Genomic DNA, 21,520 nt, shown 5'->3' with positions numbered 1-21,520 from the left:
ACCCCGCGGGGGTGAACTCCAGGCGTCCAAGCGGTGAGCACGGGGTCAGGCGCCGACGATGCCCAGCCGGCGCGGCCGCAGCGCAGCCGGGCGGGACACCGGGGCGGCCGGCTGCGGGCGCAGCGCGGGGTCGCGGTGGGCCAGGGCGCTGCGCAGCTGGGCGCGGCCGCGGTGGATGCGGGACCGCACGGTGCCGAGCTTGATGCCCAGCGCGTCGGCGATCTCGTCATAGGTCAGGCCCTCGATGTCGCACAGCACGACCGCGGCGCGGAACTCGGGCTTGAGCGCGTCCAGGGCGCGTTGCACGTCGTCGTCGAAGGTGCCGTCGGCGTACGCCTGCTCCGGCCCGATTTCCCGGCTCGGGAGACGCGCGGCCCCCTCGTCGGACAGGGCGTCGAAGCGGATGCGCTGCTTGCGTCGCATCCGGTCGAGGAAGACGTTGGTGGTGATGCGGTGCAGCCAGCCCTCGAAGGTGCCCGGCTGGTAGCGGTCCAGCGAACGGAAGACGCGCACGAACACGTCGTGCGTGAGGTCCTCGGCGTCGTGCTGGTTGCCGGTGAGGCGGTAGGCCAGTCGGTAGACCCGGGCCGAATGCTCGCGCACGACCTCGTCCCACGACGGGGGCACCCAGGCCTCCGCGGTGGCGACGGCACCCTCGGGGAGGGTGGTCGAGCCGACCGGGGCGCTGGGAACGACGTGGGACGGTTCGTGGGCGACTTGGATGGTCATCTGCTGCCTCTCGGGAGGAGCGTCGGCGTTCGGTGGCACAAGATCTGCCCCTCCATGGTCGACCACAGTGCTGGGCGGTGTCTGGGAGATTGCTTGGAGCCCCGTGAGCACGGCCGCGGGCCCTCGGTAGACTTCTCGGCATGAGCACACAGAAGCCCGCCAGCTGGGCCTACGCCGAGGAGTTCGTCACGGAGGACCCGGTGGCGGAGCGGGCCCGCGAGCGCGGTCAGCAGCTCGGCTGCACCCCCGTGCTGCCCGGCGCGGCGGCCGCACTGCGCCTCCTCGCCGCCAGCGTGCGGGCGCGCGCGGTCGTCGAGATCGGGACCGGTGCTGGCGTGTCCGGCCTGTGGCTCCTGCAGGGTATGGCGCCCGACGGCATCCTCACGACCATCGACGTCGAGCCCGCCAACCAGCGCGTGGCGCGCGAGGCCTTCGCCGAGGCCCGCATCCCGCACCAGCGCACGCGGATCATCGCCGGGCGGGCGCTGGACGTGCTCCCGCGCCTCGCGGACGGCGCCTACGACATGGTCGTGGTGGACGGCGACAAGAGCGAGTACCCCGCCTACGTCGACCAGGCGATGCGGCTGCTGCGCAGCGGAGGGGTGCTGGCGATGGACAATATGCTGTGGCACGACCGGGTCGCCGACCCGGCGTCGCGCGACGAGCGCACCGCGCTCCTGCGCGACCTCGGCAAGGAGCTGCGCGAGCGGGACGACCTGGTGCCGGCGATGCTGGCAGCCGGCGACGGCCTCTTCGCCGCCGTCAAGCGCTGACGAGCTGACGAGCTGACTGTCCAGCCCGCGCCAGCCCTCACCAACGCTGACGTCGGACAGCCGGAAGGCGCCCACCCCGAGCAGGGGTTGGGCGCCTTCCGTCATACGAGCAGTGCTCGTCGGTCTCTCAGCCGGTCAGCCGGTCACCGTCTTGATGGCCTCGCCGAGTGCTGCGATCTCGTCGGGAGTCATCTCCACCACGAGGCGTCCGCCACCCTCCAAGGGCATGCGCAGGACGATGCCGCGCCCCTCCTTGGTCACCTCGAGGGGACCGTCTCCGGTCCTGGGCTTCATCGCCGCCATGCGCTTCCTCTTCCCTTATCAGTGCGACCCCACCCCACGGACGAGGAACCGGGGTCACAGACCTGGACTCATTATCGCAAGTCTTGGCCCGTGGTTCCTAATCTCATCCACAGGTGCCGGACGTCACTTCTTGTCGCTCTGGCGCCTGGACGGCCGGTCGCTAGATTGGGCCGCAGCCCTGCACCGCCGCAGACCCACCTCCCGAGGAGAGCTCGTGACCGACACGACCGCGCCCCAGCCCGCCCAGCCTGCACGGACCGCCCACACGTCCGAGGCTCCCGTGCTCGTGACCGTCGAGGACGGCGTGGGCGTGGTGACCTTCAACCGCCCCGACGCGATGAACTCCCTCGACCTCCCCACCAAGGAGGCCTTCCTCGCGGCTCTGCGGCAGGTCGCCGACGACCCCGAGGTGCGCTGCGTCGTGCTCACGGGGTCCGGCCGGGCCTTCTGCGTCGGCCAGGACCTCAAGTCGCACGTCGAGCTGCTCCAGCGCCAGGACCCGTCGCTGTGGGACACCGTCGAGCAGCACTACAACCCGGCGGTGACGCTGATCGCCACCATGCCCAAGCCGGTGATCGCCGCGGTCAACGGCGTCGCCGCGGGGGCGGGCGCCTCGTTCACCTTCGCCGCGGACTACCGCTTCCTGGCGGAGGGTGGCGTCTACAACTTCGCGTTCACCGGGATCGCGCTCTCCTGCGACACCGGGGCGTCCTGGACCCTGCCACGCCTGGTCGGCACGGCGCGGGCCAAGGAGCTCCTGATGTTTCCGCGGACCATCAAGGCGGCCGAGGCCAAGGATCTGGGCCTGGTCAACGAGGTGGTCGAGGGCGACGTGATGGTCCCCGCGATGGACCTGGCCCGTCGTATGGCGAAGGGCCCGACCCTGGCGTACGCCGCCGTCAGGGAGGCCGTGCACCACTCGGCCCAGCACTCCTTCGCCGAGTCGCTCGCTCACGAGGGGGAGCTGATGAACCGCACCGGCGGCAGCGCCGACCACGCCGCGGCGGTCGACGCCTTCCTCGCCAAGCAGAAGCCGATCTTCGAGGGCCGCTGACCGCGCCTGGCGCCATTAGTCACCAATGACGTCTCCGGGCACCTTGTGAAGGTTCAAATACGTCATTGGCGACCAATAGCGGGCGAGGAACGGCGTCAGAGCGCGCGGCGGGAGCAGGTCACGGGGGCCAGGAGGCGGGCAGGTGGAGCACCAGGACCTCCTGGGTCCACCACACCTGCAGCGCGACGCCCAGGCCCACGAGGGCGGCTGCCCGCACCACGGTGCCCGCCGTCATCCGGCGCGTGGCCCCCACCCCGATGAGGGCAGCGGGGAACAGCAGCAGCAGGTAGCGGTAGAGGCTCGTCCCCGGGTCCTGCACGGCGAAGAGGTAGAGCGGGTAGGCCAGCATCCAGCTGCGCATCACCCAGCCGAGCGGCCGGGCCCACGGACCCAGCGCCAGCAGCAGCAGGACCACGGTGTAGGCCACGAGGACGACGAGGGCCTTGTCCTCGAAGAAGTATTCGGCGTTGGTCCACCACGGCACGAACGGCGTGATCTCGTGCCCGGCGCGCCAGGAGGCCATGGTGTCGGTGTAGCCGTCCGGCTGCCCGGTGGCCCACCACACGATCGCGGGCCAGACGAAGCCCGCCACCCCGCACCCGGCCAGGGTCGCGAGCATCCCGGCCCACTCCCCCCGCCCGATCGGGCGCTCCGCGCGGCGCCGCCACCGCAGGACCACGGCGACCAGCGCGACCAGGCCGAGGGGGACGGCGATGGGGCGCGACAGGCCGATGAGCAGGGCCACGGCGACCGCGCCCCACCAGCGCTGCTGCTCGAGCATCAGGAGGAACGCGACGAGCAGCAGCATGGCGAGCGACTCGGTGTAGGCGATCTGCAGCACCGGGCTCGCGACGTAGGTGGCCCACGCCGCCACCGCGAGGACGGCCACGCCGTCGGAGACGTGCCGCCGCAGCAGCACCACGAGGAGCATCGCGGCTGCGGCGCCGAGGACGGTGGCGACGATCGCCCCGGCATACCGGAACTCGAGACCGGTGACGGCCATGAGGCCCCGGGCCAGGCCGGGGAAGAGGGGGTAGAACGCCCACTCGTTCTGCTGCGTGACCCCAGCCGCGTCGACGGGGATCGGCACGGGATAGCCGGTCTCCGCGATCCGGCGGTACCACGTGCCGTCCCACATGAGGGTCATGCCCCAGTAGTCGACGGGGTCGCCGGTCCAGCCGATCGGCACCTGGTGGCGGGCGGCTCGGGCGATGAGGATGCCGGACACGAGGCGCGTCGCGGCATAGGTCAGCAGCGTCACCAGCAGCAACCGGGGCGTCCGCCATCGCCCGACCCCGCCCAGGGGCCCGGCGACGTGGGTCCGGGTGCCGACCGTGGCGCCCGCCGTCACGACGACCGGTCGGGCTCGCGGGCAGGACGGGTGGCGTCGGGATCACGCCGGGTCCACAGGCTCGCGCCGGCGGGGGCGCGCACGATCTCGGACACGTCGAGCGGCCCGGTCGTCACGTCGGGGTGGGTGGCGGGGTCCAGGCCCCTCAACCCGACGGATCCGCTGCGGACGCCGTCGCCACCCTCGCCCCGCAGCCGCTCGATCTCGTGGTCGCGCTGCCGCAGCTCGTCGACGAGGCGGTCCATCACCTCGTCGACCTGGTCCATGCGATAGCCGCGCAGCACCTGGTCGAAGCGCAGGTCCCGCACCGTGTCGGTGACCACGGGCCCGTCGGGCAAGCCGGCATACGGCGAGCTCGACGTCGGGTCGGCGAGCGCCTGGTCGGACAGCGACCCCGGGCGCGCCCCGACGGCCCACACGAGGGCCGCGGTCAGCAGGCCCACCACGAGCACGGTCAGGACGATCATCAGCAACGGCACGCCCCCGATCGTGCCACGGGCACCGGGGGGAAGCCATCCCCGCGCCCGGGGCAGCGCGGCCGCGAGGAGGTCACTCGGGGCGGCGGGCCGCCTGGTCCTCCCCCGAGCCGCGGACAATCCGGACGGCCTCCTCGACGGTGTCCACCACGTGCAGGAGCTCGAGGTCGGAGACGCTCACGGTGCCCGCCGGGAGCATCGAGCCGCGGGCCCAGTCGAGCAGCCCGGCCCAGTAGTCGCAGCCGAGCAGCACGATCGGGAAGGACGTCACCTTGCGCGTCTGGACGAGGGTCACCGCCTCGAACAGCTCGTCCAGCGTGCCGAACCCGCCGGGGAGGACGACGAAGCCCTGGGCGTACTTGACGAACATGGTCTTGCGGGCGAAGAAGTAGCGGAAGTTGACGCCGAGGTCGACGTACTCGTTGAGGCCCTGCTCGAACGGCAGCTCGATGCCCAGCCCGACCGACGCGCCGCCGGCCTCGAGCGCCCCGCGGTTGGCGGCCTCCATCAGCCCGGGGCCGCCGCCCGTGATGACGGCGAAGCCCGCCTGCACCAGCGCCTGCCCGAGCTGCACGCCGAGCTCGTAGGTCGGGTGCTCGCGCGGCACCCGCGCCGACCCGAACACGCTGACGGCGTCACCCAGCTCGGCCAGCGCGCCGAACCCCTCGACGAACTCCGCCTGGATCCGCATCACGCGCCACGGGTCCGAGTGCACCCACTCGGCGTCGCCGCTGTTGTCGAGCAGCCGCTGGTCGGTCGTGGAGCCCGGGACGCGCTTGCCGCGCAGCGTCACCGGGCCCTTGTGGTAGTCCCCTCGAGCGTCCTTCATGCGGCCAACCTACCCGCGCGATCAGGTCAGCCAGGCGAGCAGCCGGTCGTAGGCCTGCTCGATCTGGTCGATCGCGCAGCGTTCCTCGTCCTGGTGCGCGACGAGCGGGTCGCCGGGTCCGAAGTTGACGGCGGGCACCCCCACGGCGCTGAACCGGGCCACGTCGGTCCAGCCCTGCTTGCCCTGCACCGGCAGCCCCAGCGCGGCCACGAAGGCCTGGGCCGCCGCTCGGTCCAGCCCGGGGCGCGCCCCGTCGGCGGCGTCGGTCATCACGACGTGGTAGCCCGCGAAGAGCTCGCGCATGCGCCGCTCGGCCTCGATCGCGTCGATGTGCGGCGCGAACCGGTAGTTGATCGTGACGACGCACTCGTCCGGCACGACGTTGCCGGCGCGCCCGCCTCGGATGCCGACCGCCGACAGGCCCTCGCGGAACGCCAGCCCGTCCACGACCACGGTCTGCGCGTCGAACTCCCGCAGCCGGTCGATGATCGTGCCCGCCTCGTGGATCGCGTTGTGCCCCATCCACGGTCGTCCGCTGTGGGCGGCCTTGCCTCGGGCCGTCACCTCGATCCGGATGGTGCCCTTGCAGCCCCCCTCGACCGTGCCGTCGGTGGGCTCCAGCAGCACCGCGAAGTCCGCCTCGAGGACGCTGGGGTCGTTGCGGACCAGGCGCGCGAGACCGTTGTGCTCGGCCTCGACCTCCTCGCAGTCGTAGAACACGTAGGTGATGTCCCGGCTCGGCTCCACGACGGTGGCCGCCAGCGCCAGCATGACGGCGACCCCGCCCTTCATGTCGGTGGTGCCGCGCCCGACCAGCTCGGTGGCGGTGCGGGTGATGGGCAGCGAGGCCGCCGGGCCCTGACCCGCGAGCGGGACGGTGTCCAGGTGCCCCGCCAGGACCACCCGCTCGGGGCGGCCGAGGTCGGTGCGGGCGACGATCGTGTGCCCGTCGCGGCGCACGCTCAGGTGGGCGAGCGGCCGCAGCGCCGCCTCGACGGCGTCCGCCAGCACCTCCTCCTCGTGGCTCACCGAGGCGATGTTGCAGACGGCCTCGGTGAGGTCCACCGCCGATGCCGACAGGTCGAGGTGCGCTGGGGTCGTCATACGGACAATGTATGCCGAGCGCCGTGCCCCGATCCCGCGCTCTCACAGGTGCTCCCGAGCGTCGCTCCACCGCGTGCCCAGCACCGACCGATAGCCTGGAAGGCATGACTTCTCGCACGGCCTGGGGCCATGGACTCGCGACCATCACGACCTCCGGGACGGTGCTCGACACGTGGTACCCCTCCCCCGTGCTCGGGGACCATGACGGCTCCGACCTGCCCGCGGCGCTCGTGGACCTCGCGGGCGAGGACGAGGCGCGGGGCGTCACCCTCGAGGCCGTCCTGACCGAGATCGACCTGGACGCGTCACCCGCCGACGCGCGCGACGCCTACCTGCGCCTGCACCTGCTCTCGCACCGGCTCGTCCGCCCCAACTCGATCAACCTGGACGGCCTGTTCGGCGCGCTCGCCAACGTCGTGTGGACCAACCACGGCCCGTGCTCGCCCGAGGGCTTCGAGAACGTCCGGCTCGCGCTGCGTGCTCGCGGTCCGGTGCAGGTGCACGGCGTGGACAAGTTCCCCCGTATGACGGACTACGTCCTGCCCACCGGCGTGCGCGTCGCCGACGCGGACCGGGTGCGGCTCGGCGCCCACCTCGCGTCCGGGACCACCGTGATGCACGAGGGCTTCGTCAACTTCAACGCCGGCACGCTCGGCTCCTCCATGGTCGAGGGCCGGATCTCGCAGGGCGTCGTCGTGGGCGACGGATCCGACATCGGCGGCGGCGCCTCCACGATGGGCACCCTGTCGGGGGGCGGCACCGAGCGCGTCGCCATCGGCGAGCGCTGCCTGCTCGGCGCGGAGTCCGGCATCGGCATCGCCCTCGGCGACGACTGCGTCGTCGAGGCGGGGCTCTACGTCACCGCCGGCACCAAGGTCACGCTCGCCGACGGCCGGGTCGTCAAGGCGGCCGAGCTGTCCGGCCAGTCCAACCTGCTGTTCATCCGGGACTCGGTGACGGGCACGGTCCTCGCCAAGGCTCGCGACGGCCACGGCATCGCCCTCAACTCCGAGCTGCATGCCAACGACTAGGGCCGAGCGGCGCCGCACCCACCGGCTCGTCGTCGTCGCGGTGGTCGTGGCGCTGGTGCTCGCCGGTCTCGGCTACGTCTGGCACACCGTGCGTGACTTCAACGAGGGCTTCGGCTCGTCCACGTGCCGGGCGGTCGCCTCGACCTACACCGCGACCTTCAACCCGGACCAGACGGCCAACGCCGCCACGATCACCGGGATCGGCACGCGGCGCGGGCTGCCCGCCCGCGCCGCCACCATCGCGCTGGCCACCGCCATCCAGGAGTCCAAGCTCGAGAACATCGACTACGGCGACCGCGACTCGGTCGGCCTGTTCCAGCAGCGACCCTCGCAGGGCTGGGGCACCGTGGAGCAGATCATGGACCCCGTCTACGCCACCAATCAGTTCTACGACGCGTTGGTCAAGGTCGACGGCTGGCAGACCATGGAGATCACCAAGATCGCCCAGCGCGTGCAGCGGTCGGGCTATCCCGAGGCCTATGCCGACCACGAGGACGAGGGGCGTGCGCTGGCCTCGACGCTGGCCGGTCACACCCCTGGCGGACTCGGCTGTCGCCTGGAGCCGCTCGCATCCGGAGACCGACGGGCCGGCCCGGTCGTCGTCGCCCGGGACCTCGAGAAGCAGCTCGCCGTGCGAGGCGTCGTCAGCGGCGACCACGTCGAGGTGAGGGGCTCGACGGCGGAGCAGGCGTGGATGGTCGGGCACTGGGCCGTGGCGCACGCGCAGCGGCACGGGCTGTCGTCCGTCACGGTGGGCGACCGGGAGTGGAGGCGGGCGCGTGGCGAGGAGGGTTGGTCCTGGCGGGCCGCCCGCTCGCCCGTCGCCGCCACGGCCGTCACGATCCGCTGACCCTGGCCCTGACCCGTCCTGCCCCCTGCTGGCGCGGCGCCATTGGACACCGCTGACGTTGTGGATCGATCAAACTCCCCCGGAATCGTCCATTGGTGACCAATGGCGGGCAGGAGGGCAGGGCACGCGGAGCGGACGGCGAGAGGCGGGCAGGGCGGTCAGGGGGCGGGACGGCGAGGGGCGGGGACGGCCGAGGGGCCGCTCACCCGTGCGGATGAGCGGCCCCTCGTCGTGCTTGGTCCTTGGTGCTTCGTGCTCGTGCTTCGTGCTTCGTGCGGCTCAGGCCTCCGGAGCCACGTAGCCGGGGTAGGTGCGCTCCGTCTCGCCGACGTAGACCTGACGCGGGCGGCCGATCTTGGTGGCGGGGTCGGTGATCATCTCGCGCCACTGGGCGATCCAGCCGGGGAGCCGGCCGAGCGCGAACAGCACCGTGAAGTAGTTGACCGGGAAGCCCATGGCCTCGTAGATCAGGCCGGTGTAGAAGTCGACGTTCGGGTAGAGCTTGCGCTCCTTGAAGTAGTCGTCCGTGAGGGCGACCTCCTCGAGGGCGAGCGCGATGTCGAGCAGCTCGTTCTGGCGGCCGGACGACTTGAGGATCTCGTCGGCGTGCTTCTTGATGATGGCGGCGCGCGGGTCGTAGTTCTTGTAGACGCGGTGGCCGAAGCCCATCAGCTTGACGCCGGACTTCTTCTCCTTGACGTCCTTGACGAAGCGGTTGACGTCGCCGCCGTCCTCGTCGCGGATCTTGCCGAGCATCTCGAGGACGGCCTGGTTGGCGCCGCCGTGCAGCGGGCCCGCCAGGGCGTTGATGCCGGCCGAGATGGAGCCGTAGATGTTGGTCTGCGCCGAGCCGACGAGGCGGACCGTCGAGGTGGAGCAGTTCTGCTCGTGGTCGGCGTGCAGGATCAGCAGGACGTCGAGGGCCTTGGCGACGGCCGGGTCGATGTCGTAGTCCTCGGTCGGGTAGCCGAACGACAGGCGCAGGAAGTTCTCGACGTAGCCGAGGGAGTTCTGCGGGTAGAGGAAGGGCTGACCCACGGAGTTCTTGTAGGCATAGGCCGCCAGCGTCGGCAGCTTGGCCAGCAGCCGGACGGTCGCGCCCTCGACCTGCTCGGGGTCCAGCGGGTCGGTCGTGTCGACGGCGAAGGTCGACAGCGCCATGACACCGGCCGACAGCACCGGCATGGGGTGCGAGCGACGGGGGAAGCAGCGGAACAGATCGCGCATGCGCTCGTCGAGCAGCGAGTGGCGGGTGATGCCACGCTCGAAGCTCTCGAGCTGCTCGCCTGTGGGCAGCTCGCCGTAGATCACGAGGTAGGCGACCTCGAGGAAGCTGGACTTCTCGGCCAGCTGCTCGATCGGGTAGCCGCGGTAGCGCAGGATGCCGGCGTCGCCGTCGATGTAGGTGATCGCCGAGGTGCAGCTGGCGGTGTTGGTGAAGCCGGGGTCGAGCGTCGTGTTGCCGGTCGCGGACAGCAGCTTGCTGACGCCATACCCGCTGTTGCCCTCGGTGGCCTGCGTGATGGGCAGGTCGATGCTCTTGCCGCCGTCGGTCAGGACGGCCTTGCCGGCATCACTGGTCATGGGTTTCCTCCTTGGGGGGCCGTGGACACCACGGTCCTTCGGTGCTTGGACGCTACCGCAGGTGGGGCGAACGCCCCGAATCAGGATCGACCCGACCCGGCGGTAGGTGAGGCGACGCTCAGCGGCTGAGACGTCGGACGGCGGCCTGGATGCGCTCGTCGGGAGCGGTGAGGGCGACGCGGACGTGCCGCTCTCCGGCGGCGCCGTAGAACGCGCCAGGTGCGACGAGGATCCCGTGCTGCGCGAGCGCGTCGACGGTGGTCCAGCAGTCCTCGTCCCGGGTGGACCAGAGGTAGAGCCCGGCCTCGGAGTGGTCCACCCGCAGCCCGGCGCCCTGCAGGGCCGGCAGCAGGGCGGCGCGCCGTTCGGCATACCGGGCACGCTGCTCGGCCACGTGGGCGTCGTCGCCGAGGGCGACGCGCATCGCCTCCTGGACCGGCCAGGGGACGATCATCCCGGCGTGCTTGCGAATCTCCAGCAGCTGCTTGACGATCCGCGGGTCACCGGCGACGAGGGCGGCGCGGTAGCCCGCGAGGTTGGACTGCTTGGACAGCGAGTAGCACGCCAGCAGGCCCTCGGTCGAGCCCTCGTTGACGCGGGGGTCGAGGATGCTGGGCACGTGGCCCGGCCGCGGCAGCCCGTCGACGAGCGCGCCGTCGTCCCAGACGAGCTCGGCGTAGCACTCGTCGCTCGCGACGACCACGCCGTTGTCCCGTGCCCACCGGACGACCCTCGCGAGCGTGTCGACGTCGTGGACGGCGCCGGTCGGGTTGCTGGGCGAGTTGACCCACAGCAGCCGTATGGCGCCTGCCTGCGGCAGGTCGCCCGCCAGGTCGACGACCACCGGCTCGGCGCGGGCGATCCGCGTGCCGACGTCGTAGGTCGGGTAGGCCACGGCGGGGATGCCGACCTGATCCCCCGGTCCGAGGCCGAGCAGCAGGGGCAGCCACGCCACGAGCTCCTTGGAGCCGACCGTCGGCAGCACGCCGGCGGGGTCCAGGCTGGGGACACCACGACGCCGCTCGAACCAGCCGGCCACCGCCTCGCGCAGCGCGGGCGTGCCGTAGGTCTGCGGGTAGCCGTGGGCGTCCGACGCGTCGGCCAGGGCACGACGCACCACCTCGGGGGTGGGGTCGACCGGGGTGCCGACGGACAGGTCGACGATGCCGTCAGGGTGCGCCCGCGCGACCGCCTTGGCGGGCTCGAGGGAGTCCCAGGGGAAGTCCGGAAGCGCGACGCGGCTGGGCGGCGCCACGCGTCAGGCGTCCTGGGCCTGCGGGGGCAGGGCGGCGATGATCGGGTGGTCCTTCTTGATCATGCCCATCTTGGCGGCGCCGCCGGGGCTGCCCAGGTCATCGAAGAACTCGACGTTGGCCTTGTAGTAGTCGGTCCACTGCTCGGGGACGTCGTCCTCGTAGTAGATGGCCTCGACGGGACAGACGGGCTCGCAGGCACCGCAGTCCACGCACTCGTCCGGGTGGATGTAGAGCGAGCGCTCACCCTCGTAGATGCAGTCGACAGGGCACTCCTCGATGCAGGCCTTGTCCTTGAGGTCGACGCACGGCTGGGCGATCACGTAGGTCATTGCTCAGTACCTTCCGGGGGGGCGGGGTGTATCAGGACAACACTATGCCGTCGCAGGCGGTGCACCGGCACGGTGTCTGGCGGCTGGACGGACCGACGGGCCGATCCGAGCAGGTGGTGGCGGTCGGCCCGACCGGCGTCAGGTGCGCTTGGGCTGCCCCTTGACGGGTCCGGTGCACCGGACCTTGTCCTGCGGGGCGTAGCTGGTGACGAAGCCGTCGGTCTTGACGACCTGGCCGCCCTTGATCATCTGGCGGGTGATCGTGACCTCGAAGCCCGGCACGGGGACCTGCGACTGGCAGGTCGGGCTGGCGTCCTCGATCGTGCGGGGCGGGACGATCTTGCGTCGGGGGCTCTTGAGGGACTTGACCTCGTCGTAGCGCTTGGTGCTCCACAGCTCGAACTTGAGCACGCCGTCCTCGACCCAGGAGTGCACCAGCACGGCGTGCTGGCTGTCGTTGCGCCACTTGTTGTCCAGCGTCGGCCAGCTGACCGTCGCCTCGCGGCCCTCTGGGTAGTGCGTGATGTAGAAGCTGTGGGCGCGGTGCTCGACCAGCTCCATCCCCGCGAAGAACGCGGAGTTGAGCACCGACGTGGACACCTGGGAGACGCCGCCGCCCGTGTCCCGCACGTAGCGCGAGCCCTGGATGATGAGGGCGTCGCGGTAGCCCTTGGCCGGGGTGCGCTCGCCCACGATGCCGTTGAGGCTGAACGTCTCCCCCGGCTTGATGATCGTGCCGTCGATGGCGCCCGCCGCGAGCCGGATGTTGGCGGTGCGGTTGGGGTTGTAGGGCAGGTCCGCGTCGTAGCGCGAGACGACCTCCTTGATCCCCCACGTCGCCACCTCCTGGGCGCCGATCCCGGGCTCCACCGGCTGGGCCTTGACGGTCGCGGTGCGGGCGGGCGACGAGACGGCGCCGAGCACGGCCGCGGACAGCTGCTCGGCGGGCACCTCGGTGCCGTTGCGCCCGGGGACGGTCTGGGGCCGGCCGTCGACGAGCCGCACCGTGGCGTTGACGGGCGGCGTCTCGATGCCCGGGGCGACTGCCGCGAGCAGCCGGCCCAGCTTGTCCTGGTCGACCTGCGGGGCGAGCGCCCCGTCCCTGGGCGCGAACGCGATGACCGACGCCAGCTGCGCGGGGGCCAGCACGCCCTTGCGGGTGCCGTCCGTGACGGTGACGGGACCGGCGAGGACCGGCCGGGCGACGGTGGAGACGGCCTGGTCGACGGCCTTCTGGGGTATGGCGGGCTGCTGCTCCTGCATCACGGCGTCCGTCGTGGTGGTGCGGGGCCACTGCTCGAGCAACCGGTCGCGGGTGCGGTCCACGTCGAGGCGGCGACCGACGACGGCGTCCTTGGCCTCGACGGCGCCCTTGGCGATGGACAGCGCGCCGTCCGTGGCGGACACGTCGAGGGTGGTGCGGGCCTTGCCGAGGGCCGCGTCCAGGGTCTCCTCGTCGACGTCGACCTCCACGTCCCGGTCGCCACCACCGGTCAGGTGCGCGGCGACGTCCCGCGGGTCGAGCGAGAAGCGGGTGAGCCCGGTCAGGCTGCCCGGCACGTCGACGGACAGGCCCGCAGCGCGTGGGTCGAGGGTGGCTGTCCGATCCCCGGAGCGCAGGGTGACCGGCTTGGTGGCCAGCGGCGCCAGGCGGTCGGTCAGGGTGCGCTCGGCCGCGGCCTGGTCCATCCCGCCGATCGACACCCCACCCACGCGGGTCCCGGCCGGAGCCTGGCGGGTGAGGATCGCCGCGAGGCCGGCATACAGCCCCAGGAGCACGGCGAGCGAGACGAGCAGACGCACGAGCACAGCGGTGCCCGAACGGCTCGTCCCGGAGGGGGAAGCAGCCATCACAACTCCTGGATCAGACGGTCAGGGACACGTTACGTGGTCCACCGTCACGAAAGGTGACCAAACGCGCCACGGTAGTAGGTCAGGGCCTCGCCGGCGTGCGCCGGCACCTCGAGACCGACCACGGCCCCGATGATGATCGAGTGGTCGCCCGCCTCCACCACCTGGGTGGTCCGGCACTCCACGGCCGTGAGCACGTCGTCGAACATCGCGACCCCCGTCTCGGCCCCGCGATGGTGCGCCACGCGGTCGAGCTGGCCGTGCACGGGTCGCCCCCTCGTCGCGAACCAGGCCGCGTGCGAGCGGGACTCGGCGGGCAGGACGTTGACGCCCCAGACGCCCGTCTCGAGCACCACGTCGTGGAAGCGCGCCTCCTGCTCGACGCAGCACAGCAGGAGCAGCGGGTCGAGGGAGACCGACGTGATCGCGTTGGCCGTCATCGCGTGGTCGACGCCGTCCAGGCAGGTCGTCAACACCGAGACCCCGGTCGCGAACCGCCCCATCGCCCGTCGGAACACGTCCCGGTCCGGCGGCTGGGTCTGCACCTGCGCGTGCGGCGCGCTCTCACTCATCGGATCCTCCCGTCGGGGCGCCGGTCCGCGGGTCGACGAGCACGAAGGCCTCGCGTCCCGCCAGCCGGGCGGCGATGTCGTTGGACAGGGCGTAGTAGCCGTCGTGCACCGTGACCTGCGTGGGATGCTCCCGCAGCGCGGAGGCCTGGACGCGGGCAGCCGCGGCGTCGACCACGACGTGGGTGACCAGCTCGTCCGCCACCACCGACGGCGGATAGGCGTCGTCGCGCCCGGGCACCACGACGTCCGTGCGGTGGACGTGCTCGGTCAGCCAGGCCCGGTCCTCCATCGCCCACGACCGCGGCACCACCACCAGCAGCACATGGGGCGACTCCTCGAGGGACGCCACCGCCGCCAGGGTCGCGCGGTGGGCCGCGACGTGGTCGGGGTGCTCGTACCCGCCGTGCGGGTCGTAGGTGATGACGGCGTCGGGACGCAGCTCGCGCAGCACGGCGGCCAGGGCGTCGACGGCGGCCCCTCCTGCGGTGGCGAACGCGTCGGGGTGATCGGCGGCCGGGGTTCCCGCCATACCGGAGTCGCGCCAGCGTGGGGCAGGGTCGGCCGATCCCCGGGAGCCGTCCGCCCCGAGCAGGTGCGAGGTGGCGCCCAGCACGCGGGTGGCGCCGGCCAGCTCGCCGCGTCGGTGGGCCGCGAGCGCCGGACCGTCGCCCTCGAGGTGGCGCAGGCCGGGCGGGATCACCTCGCCCTCCTCGCCGAGGGTGCACGTGACGACGTGGACGTCGGCCCCCTGACCCGCCAGGTGAGCCGTGGTCACCCCGGTCCACAACGTCTCGTCGTCGGGATGGGCATGCACGAGAACGACCCGCCGCAGGGCCAGGTCGTCGAGGGAGCGCGTCAGGGTCATCCCGCAGAACGTTACTCGTCCCCACGGATCGGTGCCGCGACGACCGCTCCGCGGGGACTCGCCCCGGGCGAGAGGGGTTCCGGGGCGGGGACGACGCAGTTCACACCTCGTTCACGACCTCGGCCTATGCTCCCCGCAGACCCCCCACCCGGCTGGAGATCCCATGCAGCAGAACTTCCGTGAGTACCTCGCCACCCTGCACGACCAGGGGTACACCGTGCGTGACGACCAGGGCTCGGACCCCGACCTCATCGACCCCCTGGGCAACCCCGTCGAGACCTGGCGCGAGGACTACCCCTACGACGAGCGCCTCGACCGCGAGCAGTACGACATCGAGAAGTACCTCCTGCAGGTCGAGCTGCTGAAGTTCCAGAAGTGGACGCGACAGACCGACAGCAAGCACCTCGTCGTGTTCGAGGGGCGGGACGCTGCGGGCAAGGGCGGCACGATCAAGCGGTTCACCGAGCACCTCAACCCTCGGTATGCCCGCGTCGTCGCCCTGGTGAAGCCCACCGAGACCGAGCTCGGGCAGTGGTACTTCCAGCGCTACGTCCAGCACTTCCCCACGTCCGGGGAGATGGTCATGTTCGACCGCTCCTGGTACAACCGGGCCGGGGTCGAGCGGGTCATGGGCTTCTCCACGGACGAGCAGTACACCCAGTTCATGCAGCAGGCGCCGGTGTTCGAGAAGATGCTGGTCGACTCCGGGATCTCGCTCACCAAGCTGTGGTTCTCGGTGTCGCGCAGCGAGCAGCGCACCCGCTTCGCCATCCGCCAGATCGACCCCGTGCGGCAGTGGAAGCTCTCGCCGATGGACCTCGAGTCGCTCGACAAGTGGGACCGCTACGGCGAGGCCAAGGAGGCGATGTTCACCGCCACCGACACGGACTACGCGCCCTGGACGACGATCAAGTCCAACGACAAGAAGCGCGGTCGCATCAACGCGATGCGCTACTTCCTCAACAAGTTCGACTACGACGGCAAGGACCCGGACGTGGTGTTCGAGCCGGACCCGCTGATCGTGCGGCGGGGCATTGACACCGTGGACGACTGAGCCGAGGACACGAGCGAGGCCCGCAGGCGAGGCAGAGTCCACGGCATGGGTTCCGTGGACGACTGACGTCTGGGCGACGACAGCGTGAGGACCCGAGCGAGGTACGAGCGAGGCCCGGAGCGCCGAGGAGCCCAGACAGAGGATGCCGAGGTCAAGTCTCACCTCGCCGCGCTCGTCTCGCCCTGCAGCCTGAGACGAGCGCGGCAGGGCGAGACCGGGGGCGCGGCAGGGCGGGACGGGGCGTCAGACGACGGTGCGCAGCTCCGGGAAGTGGCAGGCCACGCGGTGGCCGGGCTCGACCTCGACGGGCAGGGGCACCTCGGCGGCGCAGCGCTCCTCGGCCTTGGGGCACCGGGTGCGGAACACGCAGCCCGAGGGCGGGTTCTGCGGCGAGGGCAGGTCGCCCTTGAGCAGGATCCGCTCGCGGCGCTCCTGGTGGCGGGGGTCGGGCACGGGGACGGCCGACAGCAGCGCGTGCGTGTAGGGGTGCAGCGGCCGCTCGTAGAGCTCGTCGCGGTCGGCCTCCTCCATGACCTTGCCGAGATACATCACGATGACCCGGTCGGAGATGTGGCGGACCACGGACAGGTCGTGCGCGATGAAGACGTAGGCCATCCCCTGCTCGTCCTGGATCTCCTCGAGCAGGTTGACGACCTGGGCCTGGATCGAGACGTCGAGGGCGGACACCGGCTCGTCGCAGACGACGAGGCGTGGGCGCAGCGCCACCGCGCGGGCGACGCCGATGCGCTGGCGCTGCCCGCCGGAGAACTCGTGCGGGTAGCGGTTGTAGTGCTCCGGGTTGAGACCCACGCGCTCCATCAGGCCCTGGACGGTGCGCTTGACGCCGCCCTCCGGCTTGATCCCCTGGATCTCGAAGGGCGCCGCGATGATCGAGCCGATCGTGTGGCGGGGGTTGAGGGAGCCGTAGGGGTCCTGGAAGACCATCTGCATCTCACGGCGCAGGCGCCGCAGGTGCGTGCCCTTGGCGCGGGTGATGTCCTCGCCGTCGAACTCGATGCGGCCGCCGGTCGGCTCGAGGAGCTTGAGCATCGTGCGGCCGGCGGTGGACTTGCCGCAGCCGGACTCCCCCACCAGGCCGAGGGTCTCGCCCTGGCGCAGCTCCAGGGTGATGCCGTCGACGGCCTTGACGGGGGCGTCGGCCCGCTTGACCAGGGTCTGGCGGAACTGAGGGAAGTGCTTCTGCAGGTCGGTGACCCGCAGCAGGGGCTCGCCGCCGGCGTGGGGTGCGGGCGTGGCGGACGGGGTGACGGCGGTGCTCATGCTGGTGTGGTCCTTCCGGTCACAGCCGCGGCTTGACGTTCGTCTCGAAGAGCTCGCGTCGCCGCTCCTCCATGATGTGGCAGCGGACGAGGTGGTCGGGCTGGCGCGTGGGCAGCAGGTCCGGGACCTCGGTGACGCAGCGGTCCTGCGGGACGTGCTCGCGATAGGTGCAGCGCGGGTTGAACGCGCACCCCGGGGGCACGCGGATCAGCGACGGCGGGTTGCCGGGGACCGGGTCCAGGCGGGTCTGGCGGACGCGGTCGAGACGCGGCATCGACGACAGCAGACCCCAGGTGTAGGGCATCTGCGGTGCGTAGAACACGTCGTCGACCGGGCCCCGCTCGACGGCCTTGCCGGCATACATCACGAGCACCTCGTCGGCCATCTCGGCGACGACCCCGAGGTCGTGCGTGATGACGATGATGGCCGACCCGAACTCCTGCTGCAGGTCGCGCATGAGGTCGAGGATCTGGGCCTGCACGGTCACGTCGAGCGCCGTGGTGGGCTCGTCCGCGATGAGCAGCGAGGGGTCGTTGGCGAGGGCCATGGCGATCATCGCGCGTTGGCGCATGCCGCCGGAGAACTCGTGCGGGTACTGGTCGACGCGCTTGGCGGGGTTGGGGATCCCGACGCGCGCGAGCAGCTCCTTGGTGCGCTCCTTGGCGGCCTTCTTGGACACGTCGGAGTGGTGCACCCGGATCGCCTCGACGATCTGCGCCCCCACCGTGTAGTAGGGGTGCATCGCCGACAGCGGGTCCTGGAAGATCATCGCCATCGTGCTGCCGCGCAGCTCGCGCAGCTGGGACTCGGGCAGCTCGAGCAGCTCCCGGCCGTCGAGGCGCACCGAGCCGGACAGCCGGGCCCGGGTGCCGCGGTGCAGCCCGAGGATGGCCTGGCTGGTCACGGACTTGCCGGAGCCTGACTCCCCGACGATGCCGAGGGTCTGGCCCTTGTCGACCGAGAAGGTCAGCCCGTCGACCGAGCGGACGAGACCGTCCTCGGTCGGGAAGTGCACCTGGAGATCGGTGACCTGCAGGTATGGCGCCGCGCCGCGGCCCGCGGGGCTGCGGTCCTGGGCGCCGGCGGTGCTGGCGTCCGCGCGGTCCGCGCGCGGTCCGGAGGCCGCGCTGCTGGTGGGGGTTCGCTCTCCGGCATACGGGGTGGAAGGTGTCATCTGGGCTGGTCTCCTCGCCTCAGGTCAGCCGCACGCGCGGGTCGATGACGCCGTAGAGGACGTCGACGACGAGGTTGGACAGGACGATGAAGAACGCGGCGACCAGGACGATCCCGACGACGACGGGCAGGTCGGTCTCGGTGATGGCGCGGACGGCGGTCCACCCCATGCCCTGGAAGTTGAACACGGTCTCGGTGATGACGGCACCGCCGAGCAGGCCACCGAGGTCGAGGCCGGCGGCCGTCACGATGGGGGTGAGGGCGGCGCGCAGGCCGTGGCGGCGGATGATCGGCAGCCGCTTGACTCCCTTGGCGCGCGCGGTGCGGATGTAGTCCTCGGACATCGTCTCGATCATGTAGGCCCGGGTGAGGCGGACGTACTGCGCCGCGAAGATGCTGGCGAGGGTGATGGCCGGCAGGAGCAGGCCCTGCAGCCACGCCGCGGGGTTCTGCGTGAACGGCACGTAGACCGGTGGCGGCACGACCTGCCACTTGATGGCGACGAAGGTCAGCAGCAGCAGGCCGATGAAGAAGGTCGGCAGCGAGTAGCCGAGGAGGGCCAGGCCCACGACCGCCCGGTCGAGCAGCTTGCCCTTGTTGAGCGCGGCGACGATGCCGCCGAGGATCCCGACCACCATCCACAGCACGAACGCGAGGAGGGCGATGGAGACGGTGATGGGCATCGTCTCCTTGAGGATGTCGGTGACCGACTTGCTCTTGAGCACCGAGAAGCCGAGGCAGGGGGCGTCGCAGTGGCTGGCCAGCTGCGGGGCGGCCTTGCGGAGCTCCTCGTCGGCGGGGTAGTCGCGGCCGACGGCGATCCCCTTGAGGAAGTCGCCGTACTGCGCCATGACCGGCTTGTCGAAGCCCATGAACTTGCGGTTGCCCTCGATGACGGCGGGCGTGCAGTTCTTGGCGCACGTGAGCCGGGCCGGGTCCTCCGGGGCGGCGTAGAACACCAGGAAGGTCGCCAGGGTGACGATCAGGAGCATGACGACGGCTGTGGCCAGTCGTCGCAGGATGTAGAAGATCATCGGGCGTCAGCGCCAGGTCGTGGCGCCCTCACCGCCTCTCGGGAGCGTGGGCTGGTCAGACGGACGAGCCCGTATGCCGCGGCGGGGTGCGGCGACCAGGTGGCGCCGCACCCCGCGTTGCGTCATACGGTCTGGATCACTTGACGGCGATCCGGGCCAGGTCGGGGTAACCGCCCATCTGGGAGTTGACCTCGAAGCCCTTGACGCCCGAGCCACGCATGAACGTGAACTTCTGGTTGACCAGGGAGACGTAGCCGCCCTTCTTGCCGATCATCTCGTCGACGTCGCCCCAGGCCTTCTCGCGCTGCGCCTCGTCCTGGATGCCATAGGTCTCGTCGATCTTGGCGTTGACCTCGGGGTCGTTGAAGTAGCCGTAGTCCTGGCCGGAGCCGCCGGCCGAGATGTTGACGCGGCCGTCGAACAGCGCCGGCAGGACGGTCGAGCCGGACGGCCAGTCCGCGCCCCAGCCGGCCCAGAAGACGTCCTTGTCCACCATGCCGGGGGCCTGGATCGTCGCGTAGTACTTCTCGGCGATGGGCTGCAGGGTGACGTTGAAGCCGGCCTTGTCCCAGGTCTCCTTGAGGGCGGTCAGCGCCTTGTCGGCGTTGCCGCGCTTGCGGTAGACGACGGTGATCGGCAGCGGCGACGGCGCCCCGGCCTCCTGCAGGAGCTTCTTGGCGCCCTCGACGTCACCGTTGGGCTGGTTGCCGAAGGGGTTGAAGTCCTTGGCGCACTTCAGCTCCTTGTTGCACATGCCGAAGGACGGGGTCATGACCGTCGGGCCGCCGTAGGCCGTGATGTAGGCGCTGCGGTTGGTGGCCATGGCGAAGGCCTGGCGGATCTTGGGGTTGGACATCGTCTTGGACTTGAAGTTGGGCGCAAGGTAGTCCACGTAGGGGGCCGGCACGTTGATCGAGCGCGACTTGGCGGTCGGGTTGCCGGCGATCTGCGGCAGCGACGCGGCCTGCGCCTGCAGCGCCGAGATGGCCGTCTTGTCCTCCCCGGCGTCCGCGATGAGGCGCTGGTAGGTCGTGTCGACCGGGATGCCCTGCACGTCCACGATCTTGTCGGGGTAGGCCATGCGGACCTTGTCCGAGTCGGCCGACCAGTTGGGGTTGCGCACCCAGGTGCCGCCCTTGTTGGGGTCGTAGGTGCCCTCGAGCATGTAGGGGCCGTTGGAGAAGGCCTGGTAGTCGGACTTGGCGCCCTGGTCCTTGTCCTTGCGGAAGGGCGCGAACGCCGTCAGGGCCGCGTTGTTCATGTTGAAGTCGGTCCACGGCTTCTTGAACTTGAAGGTGATGGTCTGGCCCTCGCAGGTCACGGCCTTGTCGAACGCGGCCTGACCGGCGGCGTCCGACTTGTAGGGGCCGCTGAAGGCCGGCACCTCGCCGTCCGGGGTCTGCTTCGTCGGGATGTCCAGGAAGGTCAGCGCGTAGTTGGGGCCCCCGGTGATGACATCCTGGGCGAACGTGCGGGAGACGCCGTACTTGACGTCCTCGCAGGTCACGGGCTTGCCGTCCTGCCACTTGGCGTTCTGGACCAGGGTGAACTTCCAGGTCTTGCCCGCGTCGGACATCTGCCCGGTGTCGGTGGCCAGGTCCGGCACCATCTTGGCGTCGCTGCCGGGGGTGTAGGTCGTCAGGGTGCGGGCGTAGGTGCGCGAGCCGAACAGGATGTCCGCGCCGACGTACATGCGCTGCGGGTCGAGGTGCTCCTTGGGCCCGAGGTTGAGGACCGTCAGGGTCCCGCCCTTGGCGGCCGGGGCCTGGCTGGACGACGTCGTCGTGCTGGCTCCGCCACCGCAGGCCGCGAGGCCCAGGGTTGCCGCGGTGCCGAGGGCGACGGCGAGCGAGCCCTTCGTCGTGCGCTTCATGACTTCTCCTTTGAAGGTGCCCACCGCGGGTGGGCGGTGATGGGTTGGTGCGATGAGGAACGGCCCGCCGGCAGCGGATCGGTCACTGCCGGTCGGCCTTGGGGTCGAGGGCGTCCCGCAGGCCGTCGCCGAGGATGTTGAAGGCGAA

At 71.2% G+C, this 21,520-nt stretch carries 21 protein-coding genes; 5 read left to right on the top strand and 16 right to left on the bottom strand.

The features are described from left to right. Positions 1-45: 45 nt before the first annotated feature. The gene (sigE, locus tag B2P18_RS06665; RefSeq protein ID WP_286957269.1) at positions 46-729 is read right to left on the bottom strand and encodes an RNA polymerase sigma factor SigE; all 684 of its coding nucleotides are present in this window, start codon (positions 727-729) and stop codon (positions 46-48) included. A 140-nt stretch (positions 730-869) separates the two neighbouring features. Here sigE and B2P18_RS06660 point away from each other — a divergent pair, with 140 nt between their 5' ends. Next, complete coding sequence (locus tag B2P18_RS06660) at positions 870-1,502, top strand: O-methyltransferase (RefSeq protein WP_019286177.1); 633 nt, start codon at positions 870-872, stop codon at positions 1,500-1,502. Between the two features lie 135 nt (positions 1,503-1,637). Here the strand turns inward: B2P18_RS06660 and B2P18_RS06655 are convergent, their stop codons facing one another. Next, the gene (locus tag B2P18_RS06655) at positions 1,638-1,805 is read right to left on the bottom strand and encodes a DUF3117 domain-containing protein (RefSeq protein WP_019286178.1); all 168 of its coding nucleotides are present in this window, start codon (positions 1,803-1,805) and stop codon (positions 1,638-1,640) included. 214 nt (positions 1,806-2,019) lie between these two features. Here B2P18_RS06655 and B2P18_RS06650 point away from each other — a divergent pair, with 214 nt between their 5' ends. Continuing rightward, positions 2,020-2,859: an enoyl-CoA hydratase/isomerase family protein gene (locus B2P18_RS06650; RefSeq protein ID WP_286957265.1), complete on the top strand. Its 840-nt coding sequence runs from the start codon at positions 2,020-2,022 to the stop codon at positions 2,857-2,859. A 118-nt stretch (positions 2,860-2,977) separates the two neighbouring features. Here B2P18_RS06650 and B2P18_RS06645 read toward each other — a convergent pair whose 3' ends face one another. The 4 genes from B2P18_RS06645 to dapE form a co-directional block, all read right to left on the bottom strand. Further along, on the bottom strand, positions 2,978-4,210 hold the full coding sequence (locus B2P18_RS06645) for a hypothetical protein (RefSeq protein ID WP_286957262.1): 1,233 nt from the start codon (positions 4,208-4,210) through the stop codon (positions 2,978-2,980). After that, positions 4,207-4,689: a DivIVA domain-containing protein gene (locus tag B2P18_RS06640; RefSeq protein WP_286957255.1), complete on the bottom strand. Its 483-nt coding sequence runs from the start codon at positions 4,687-4,689 to the stop codon at positions 4,207-4,209. The genes B2P18_RS06645 and B2P18_RS06640 overlap by 4 nt, the downstream gene beginning before the upstream one ends. A 70-nt stretch (positions 4,690-4,759) precedes the next feature. After that, entirely contained in the window at positions 4,760-5,515 is a 756-nt protein-coding gene (locus tag B2P18_RS06635) for a TIGR00730 family Rossman fold protein (RefSeq protein ID WP_286957253.1), read from the bottom strand. Positions 5,516-5,536: 21 nt separating this feature from the next. Then, entirely contained in the window at positions 5,537-6,619 is a 1,083-nt protein-coding gene (gene dapE, locus B2P18_RS06630) for a succinyl-diaminopimelate desuccinylase (RefSeq protein ID WP_286957250.1), read from the bottom strand. Positions 6,620-6,723: 104 nt separating this feature from the next. On the opposite strand from dapE, the gene dapD reads away from it, so the two are divergent. Next, entirely contained in the window at positions 6,724-7,650 is a 927-nt protein-coding gene (gene dapD / locus B2P18_RS06625) for a 2,3,4,5-tetrahydropyridine-2,6-dicarboxylate N-succinyltransferase (RefSeq protein ID WP_286957248.1), read from the top strand. After that, positions 7,637-8,500: a hypothetical protein gene (locus tag B2P18_RS06620; protein ID WP_286957246.1), complete on the top strand. Its 864-nt coding sequence runs from the start codon at positions 7,637-7,639 to the stop codon at positions 8,498-8,500. The genes dapD and B2P18_RS06620 overlap by 14 nt, the downstream gene beginning before the upstream one ends. 279 nt (positions 8,501-8,779) lie before the next feature. On the opposite strand, the gene B2P18_RS06615 is transcribed toward B2P18_RS06620, so the two are convergent. The 6 genes from B2P18_RS06615 to B2P18_RS06590 all read right to left on the bottom strand — a co-directional run bounded on the left by B2P18_RS06615 (position 8,780) and on the right by B2P18_RS06590 (position 14,957). Continuing rightward, a complete protein-coding gene (locus tag B2P18_RS06615; RefSeq protein ID WP_029210354.1) occupies positions 8,780-10,084 on the bottom strand; it encodes a citrate synthase in 1,305 nt (434 codons plus the stop codon). 118 nt (positions 10,085-10,202) lie between these two features. Further along, positions 10,203-11,339 (bottom strand): succinyldiaminopimelate transaminase, encoded by a 1,137-nt coding sequence (dapC, locus tag B2P18_RS06610; protein ID WP_286957235.1) that lies wholly within the window; start codon positions 11,337-11,339, stop codon positions 10,203-10,205. Between the two features lie 3 nt (positions 11,340-11,342). After that, positions 11,343-11,669, bottom strand: a complete 327-nt coding sequence (fdxA, locus tag B2P18_RS06605; protein ID WP_019286190.1) for a ferredoxin — start codon at positions 11,667-11,669, stop codon at positions 11,343-11,345. Between the two features lie 138 nt (positions 11,670-11,807). Further along, positions 11,808-13,520, bottom strand: a complete 1,713-nt coding sequence (locus B2P18_RS06600) for a VanW family protein (protein ID WP_286957219.1) — start codon at positions 13,518-13,520, stop codon at positions 11,808-11,810. A gap of 47 nt (positions 13,521-13,567) precedes the next feature. Further along, positions 13,568-14,092 (bottom strand): flavin reductase family protein, encoded by a 525-nt coding sequence (locus B2P18_RS06595; RefSeq protein WP_029210351.1) that lies wholly within the window; start codon positions 14,090-14,092, stop codon positions 13,568-13,570. Beyond that, positions 14,085-14,957: a PIG-L family deacetylase gene (locus B2P18_RS06590; RefSeq protein ID WP_034251328.1), complete on the bottom strand. Its 873-nt coding sequence runs from the start codon at positions 14,955-14,957 to the stop codon at positions 14,085-14,087. Before B2P18_RS06590 ends, B2P18_RS06595 begins: the two co-directional genes overlap by 8 nt. A 163-nt stretch (positions 14,958-15,120) precedes the next feature. Here B2P18_RS06590 and ppk2 point away from each other — a divergent pair, with 163 nt between their 5' ends. Further along, on the top strand, positions 15,121-16,011 hold the full coding sequence (gene ppk2, locus B2P18_RS06585) for a polyphosphate kinase 2 (RefSeq protein ID WP_286957202.1): 891 nt from the start codon (positions 15,121-15,123) through the stop codon (positions 16,009-16,011). A 243-nt stretch (positions 16,012-16,254) separates the two neighbouring features. Here the strand turns inward: ppk2 and B2P18_RS06580 are convergent, their stop codons facing one another. From B2P18_RS06580 to B2P18_RS06565, 4 genes are all read right to left on the bottom strand, one after another. Then, positions 16,255-17,292, bottom strand: coding sequence for an ABC transporter ATP-binding protein (locus B2P18_RS06580; RefSeq protein WP_286957197.1), 1,038 nt, complete (start codon positions 17,290-17,292; stop codon positions 16,255-16,257). Between the two features lie 19 nt (positions 17,293-17,311). Next, entirely contained in the window at positions 17,312-18,466 is a 1,155-nt protein-coding gene (locus B2P18_RS06575; RefSeq protein WP_286957195.1) for an ABC transporter ATP-binding protein, read from the bottom strand. A gap of 19 nt (positions 18,467-18,485) precedes the next feature. Next, on the bottom strand, positions 18,486-19,499 hold the full coding sequence (locus tag B2P18_RS06570) for an ABC transporter permease (protein ID WP_286957190.1): 1,014 nt from the start codon (positions 19,497-19,499) through the stop codon (positions 18,486-18,488). A 136-nt stretch (positions 19,500-19,635) separates the two neighbouring features. Next, the gene (locus B2P18_RS06565; protein ID WP_154594648.1) at positions 19,636-21,372 is read right to left on the bottom strand and encodes an ABC transporter substrate-binding protein; all 1,737 of its coding nucleotides are present in this window, start codon (positions 21,370-21,372) and stop codon (positions 19,636-19,638) included. Positions 21,373-21,520: the final 148 nt, after the last annotated feature.

Source organism: Arsenicicoccus sp. UBA2120 (genome assembly GCF_002330965.1).
In the GTDB taxonomy this organism is placed as follows: domain Bacteria; phylum Actinomycetota; class Actinomycetes; order Actinomycetales; family Dermatophilaceae; genus Arsenicicoccus; species Arsenicicoccus bolidensis.
The sequence above is the reverse complement of the archived record's forward strand: the minus strand, read 5'-3'. Positions and strand labels throughout refer to the sequence as shown.

What these genes read in the sequence shown, in the direction of transcription:
- sigE (WP_286957269.1), bottom strand. Translation starts at nt 729, where the DNA reads ATGACCATCCAAGTCGCCCACGAACCGTCCCACGTCGTTCCCAGCGCC.
- B2P18_RS06660 (WP_019286177.1), top strand. Translation starts at nt 870, where the DNA reads ATGAGCACACAGAAGCCCGCCAGCTGGGCCTACGCCGAGGAGTTCGTC.
- B2P18_RS06655 (WP_019286178.1), bottom strand. Translation starts at nt 1,805, where the DNA reads ATGGCGGCGATGAAGCCCAGGACCGGAGACGGTCCCCTCGAGGTGACC.
- B2P18_RS06635 (WP_286957253.1), bottom strand. Translation starts at nt 5,515, where the DNA reads ATGAAGGACGCTCGAGGGGACTACCACAAGGGCCCGGTGACGCTGCGC.
- dapE (WP_286957250.1), bottom strand. Translation starts at nt 6,619, where the DNA reads ATGACGACCCCAGCGCACCTCGACCTGTCGGCATCGGCGGTGGACCTC.
- dapD (WP_286957248.1), top strand. Translation starts at nt 6,724, where the DNA reads ATGACTTCTCGCACGGCCTGGGGCCATGGACTCGCGACCATCACGACC.
- B2P18_RS06620 (WP_286957246.1), top strand. Translation starts at nt 7,637, where the DNA reads ATGCCAACGACTAGGGCCGAGCGGCGCCGCACCCACCGGCTCGTCGTC.
- B2P18_RS06615 (WP_029210354.1), bottom strand. Translation starts at nt 10,084, where the DNA reads ATGACCAGTGATGCCGGCAAGGCCGTCCTGACCGACGGCGGCAAGAGC.
- fdxA (WP_019286190.1), bottom strand. Translation starts at nt 11,669, where the DNA reads ATGACCTACGTGATCGCCCAGCCGTGCGTCGACCTCAAGGACAAGGCC.
- B2P18_RS06600 (WP_286957219.1), bottom strand. Translation starts at nt 13,520, where the DNA reads ATGGCTGCTTCCCCCTCCGGGACGAGCCGTTCGGGCACCGCTGTGCTC.
- B2P18_RS06595 (WP_029210351.1), bottom strand. Translation starts at nt 14,092, where the DNA reads ATGAGTGAGAGCGCGCCGCACGCGCAGGTGCAGACCCAGCCGCCGGAC.
- B2P18_RS06590 (WP_034251328.1), bottom strand. Translation starts at nt 14,957, where the DNA reads ATGACCCTGACGCGCTCCCTCGACGACCTGGCCCTGCGGCGGGTCGTT.
- ppk2 (WP_286957202.1), top strand. Translation starts at nt 15,121, where the DNA reads ATGCAGCAGAACTTCCGTGAGTACCTCGCCACCCTGCACGACCAGGGG.
- B2P18_RS06580 (WP_286957197.1), bottom strand. Translation starts at nt 17,292, where the DNA reads ATGAGCACCGCCGTCACCCCGTCCGCCACGCCCGCACCCCACGCCGGC.
- B2P18_RS06575 (WP_286957195.1), bottom strand. Translation starts at nt 18,466, where the DNA reads ATGACACCTTCCACCCCGTATGCCGGAGAGCGAACCCCCACCAGCAGC.
- B2P18_RS06570 (WP_286957190.1), bottom strand. Translation starts at nt 19,499, where the DNA reads ATGATCTTCTACATCCTGCGACGACTGGCCACAGCCGTCGTCATGCTC.
- B2P18_RS06565 (WP_154594648.1), bottom strand. Translation starts at nt 21,372, where the DNA reads ATGAAGCGCACGACGAAGGGCTCGCTCGCCGTCGCCCTCGGCACCGCG.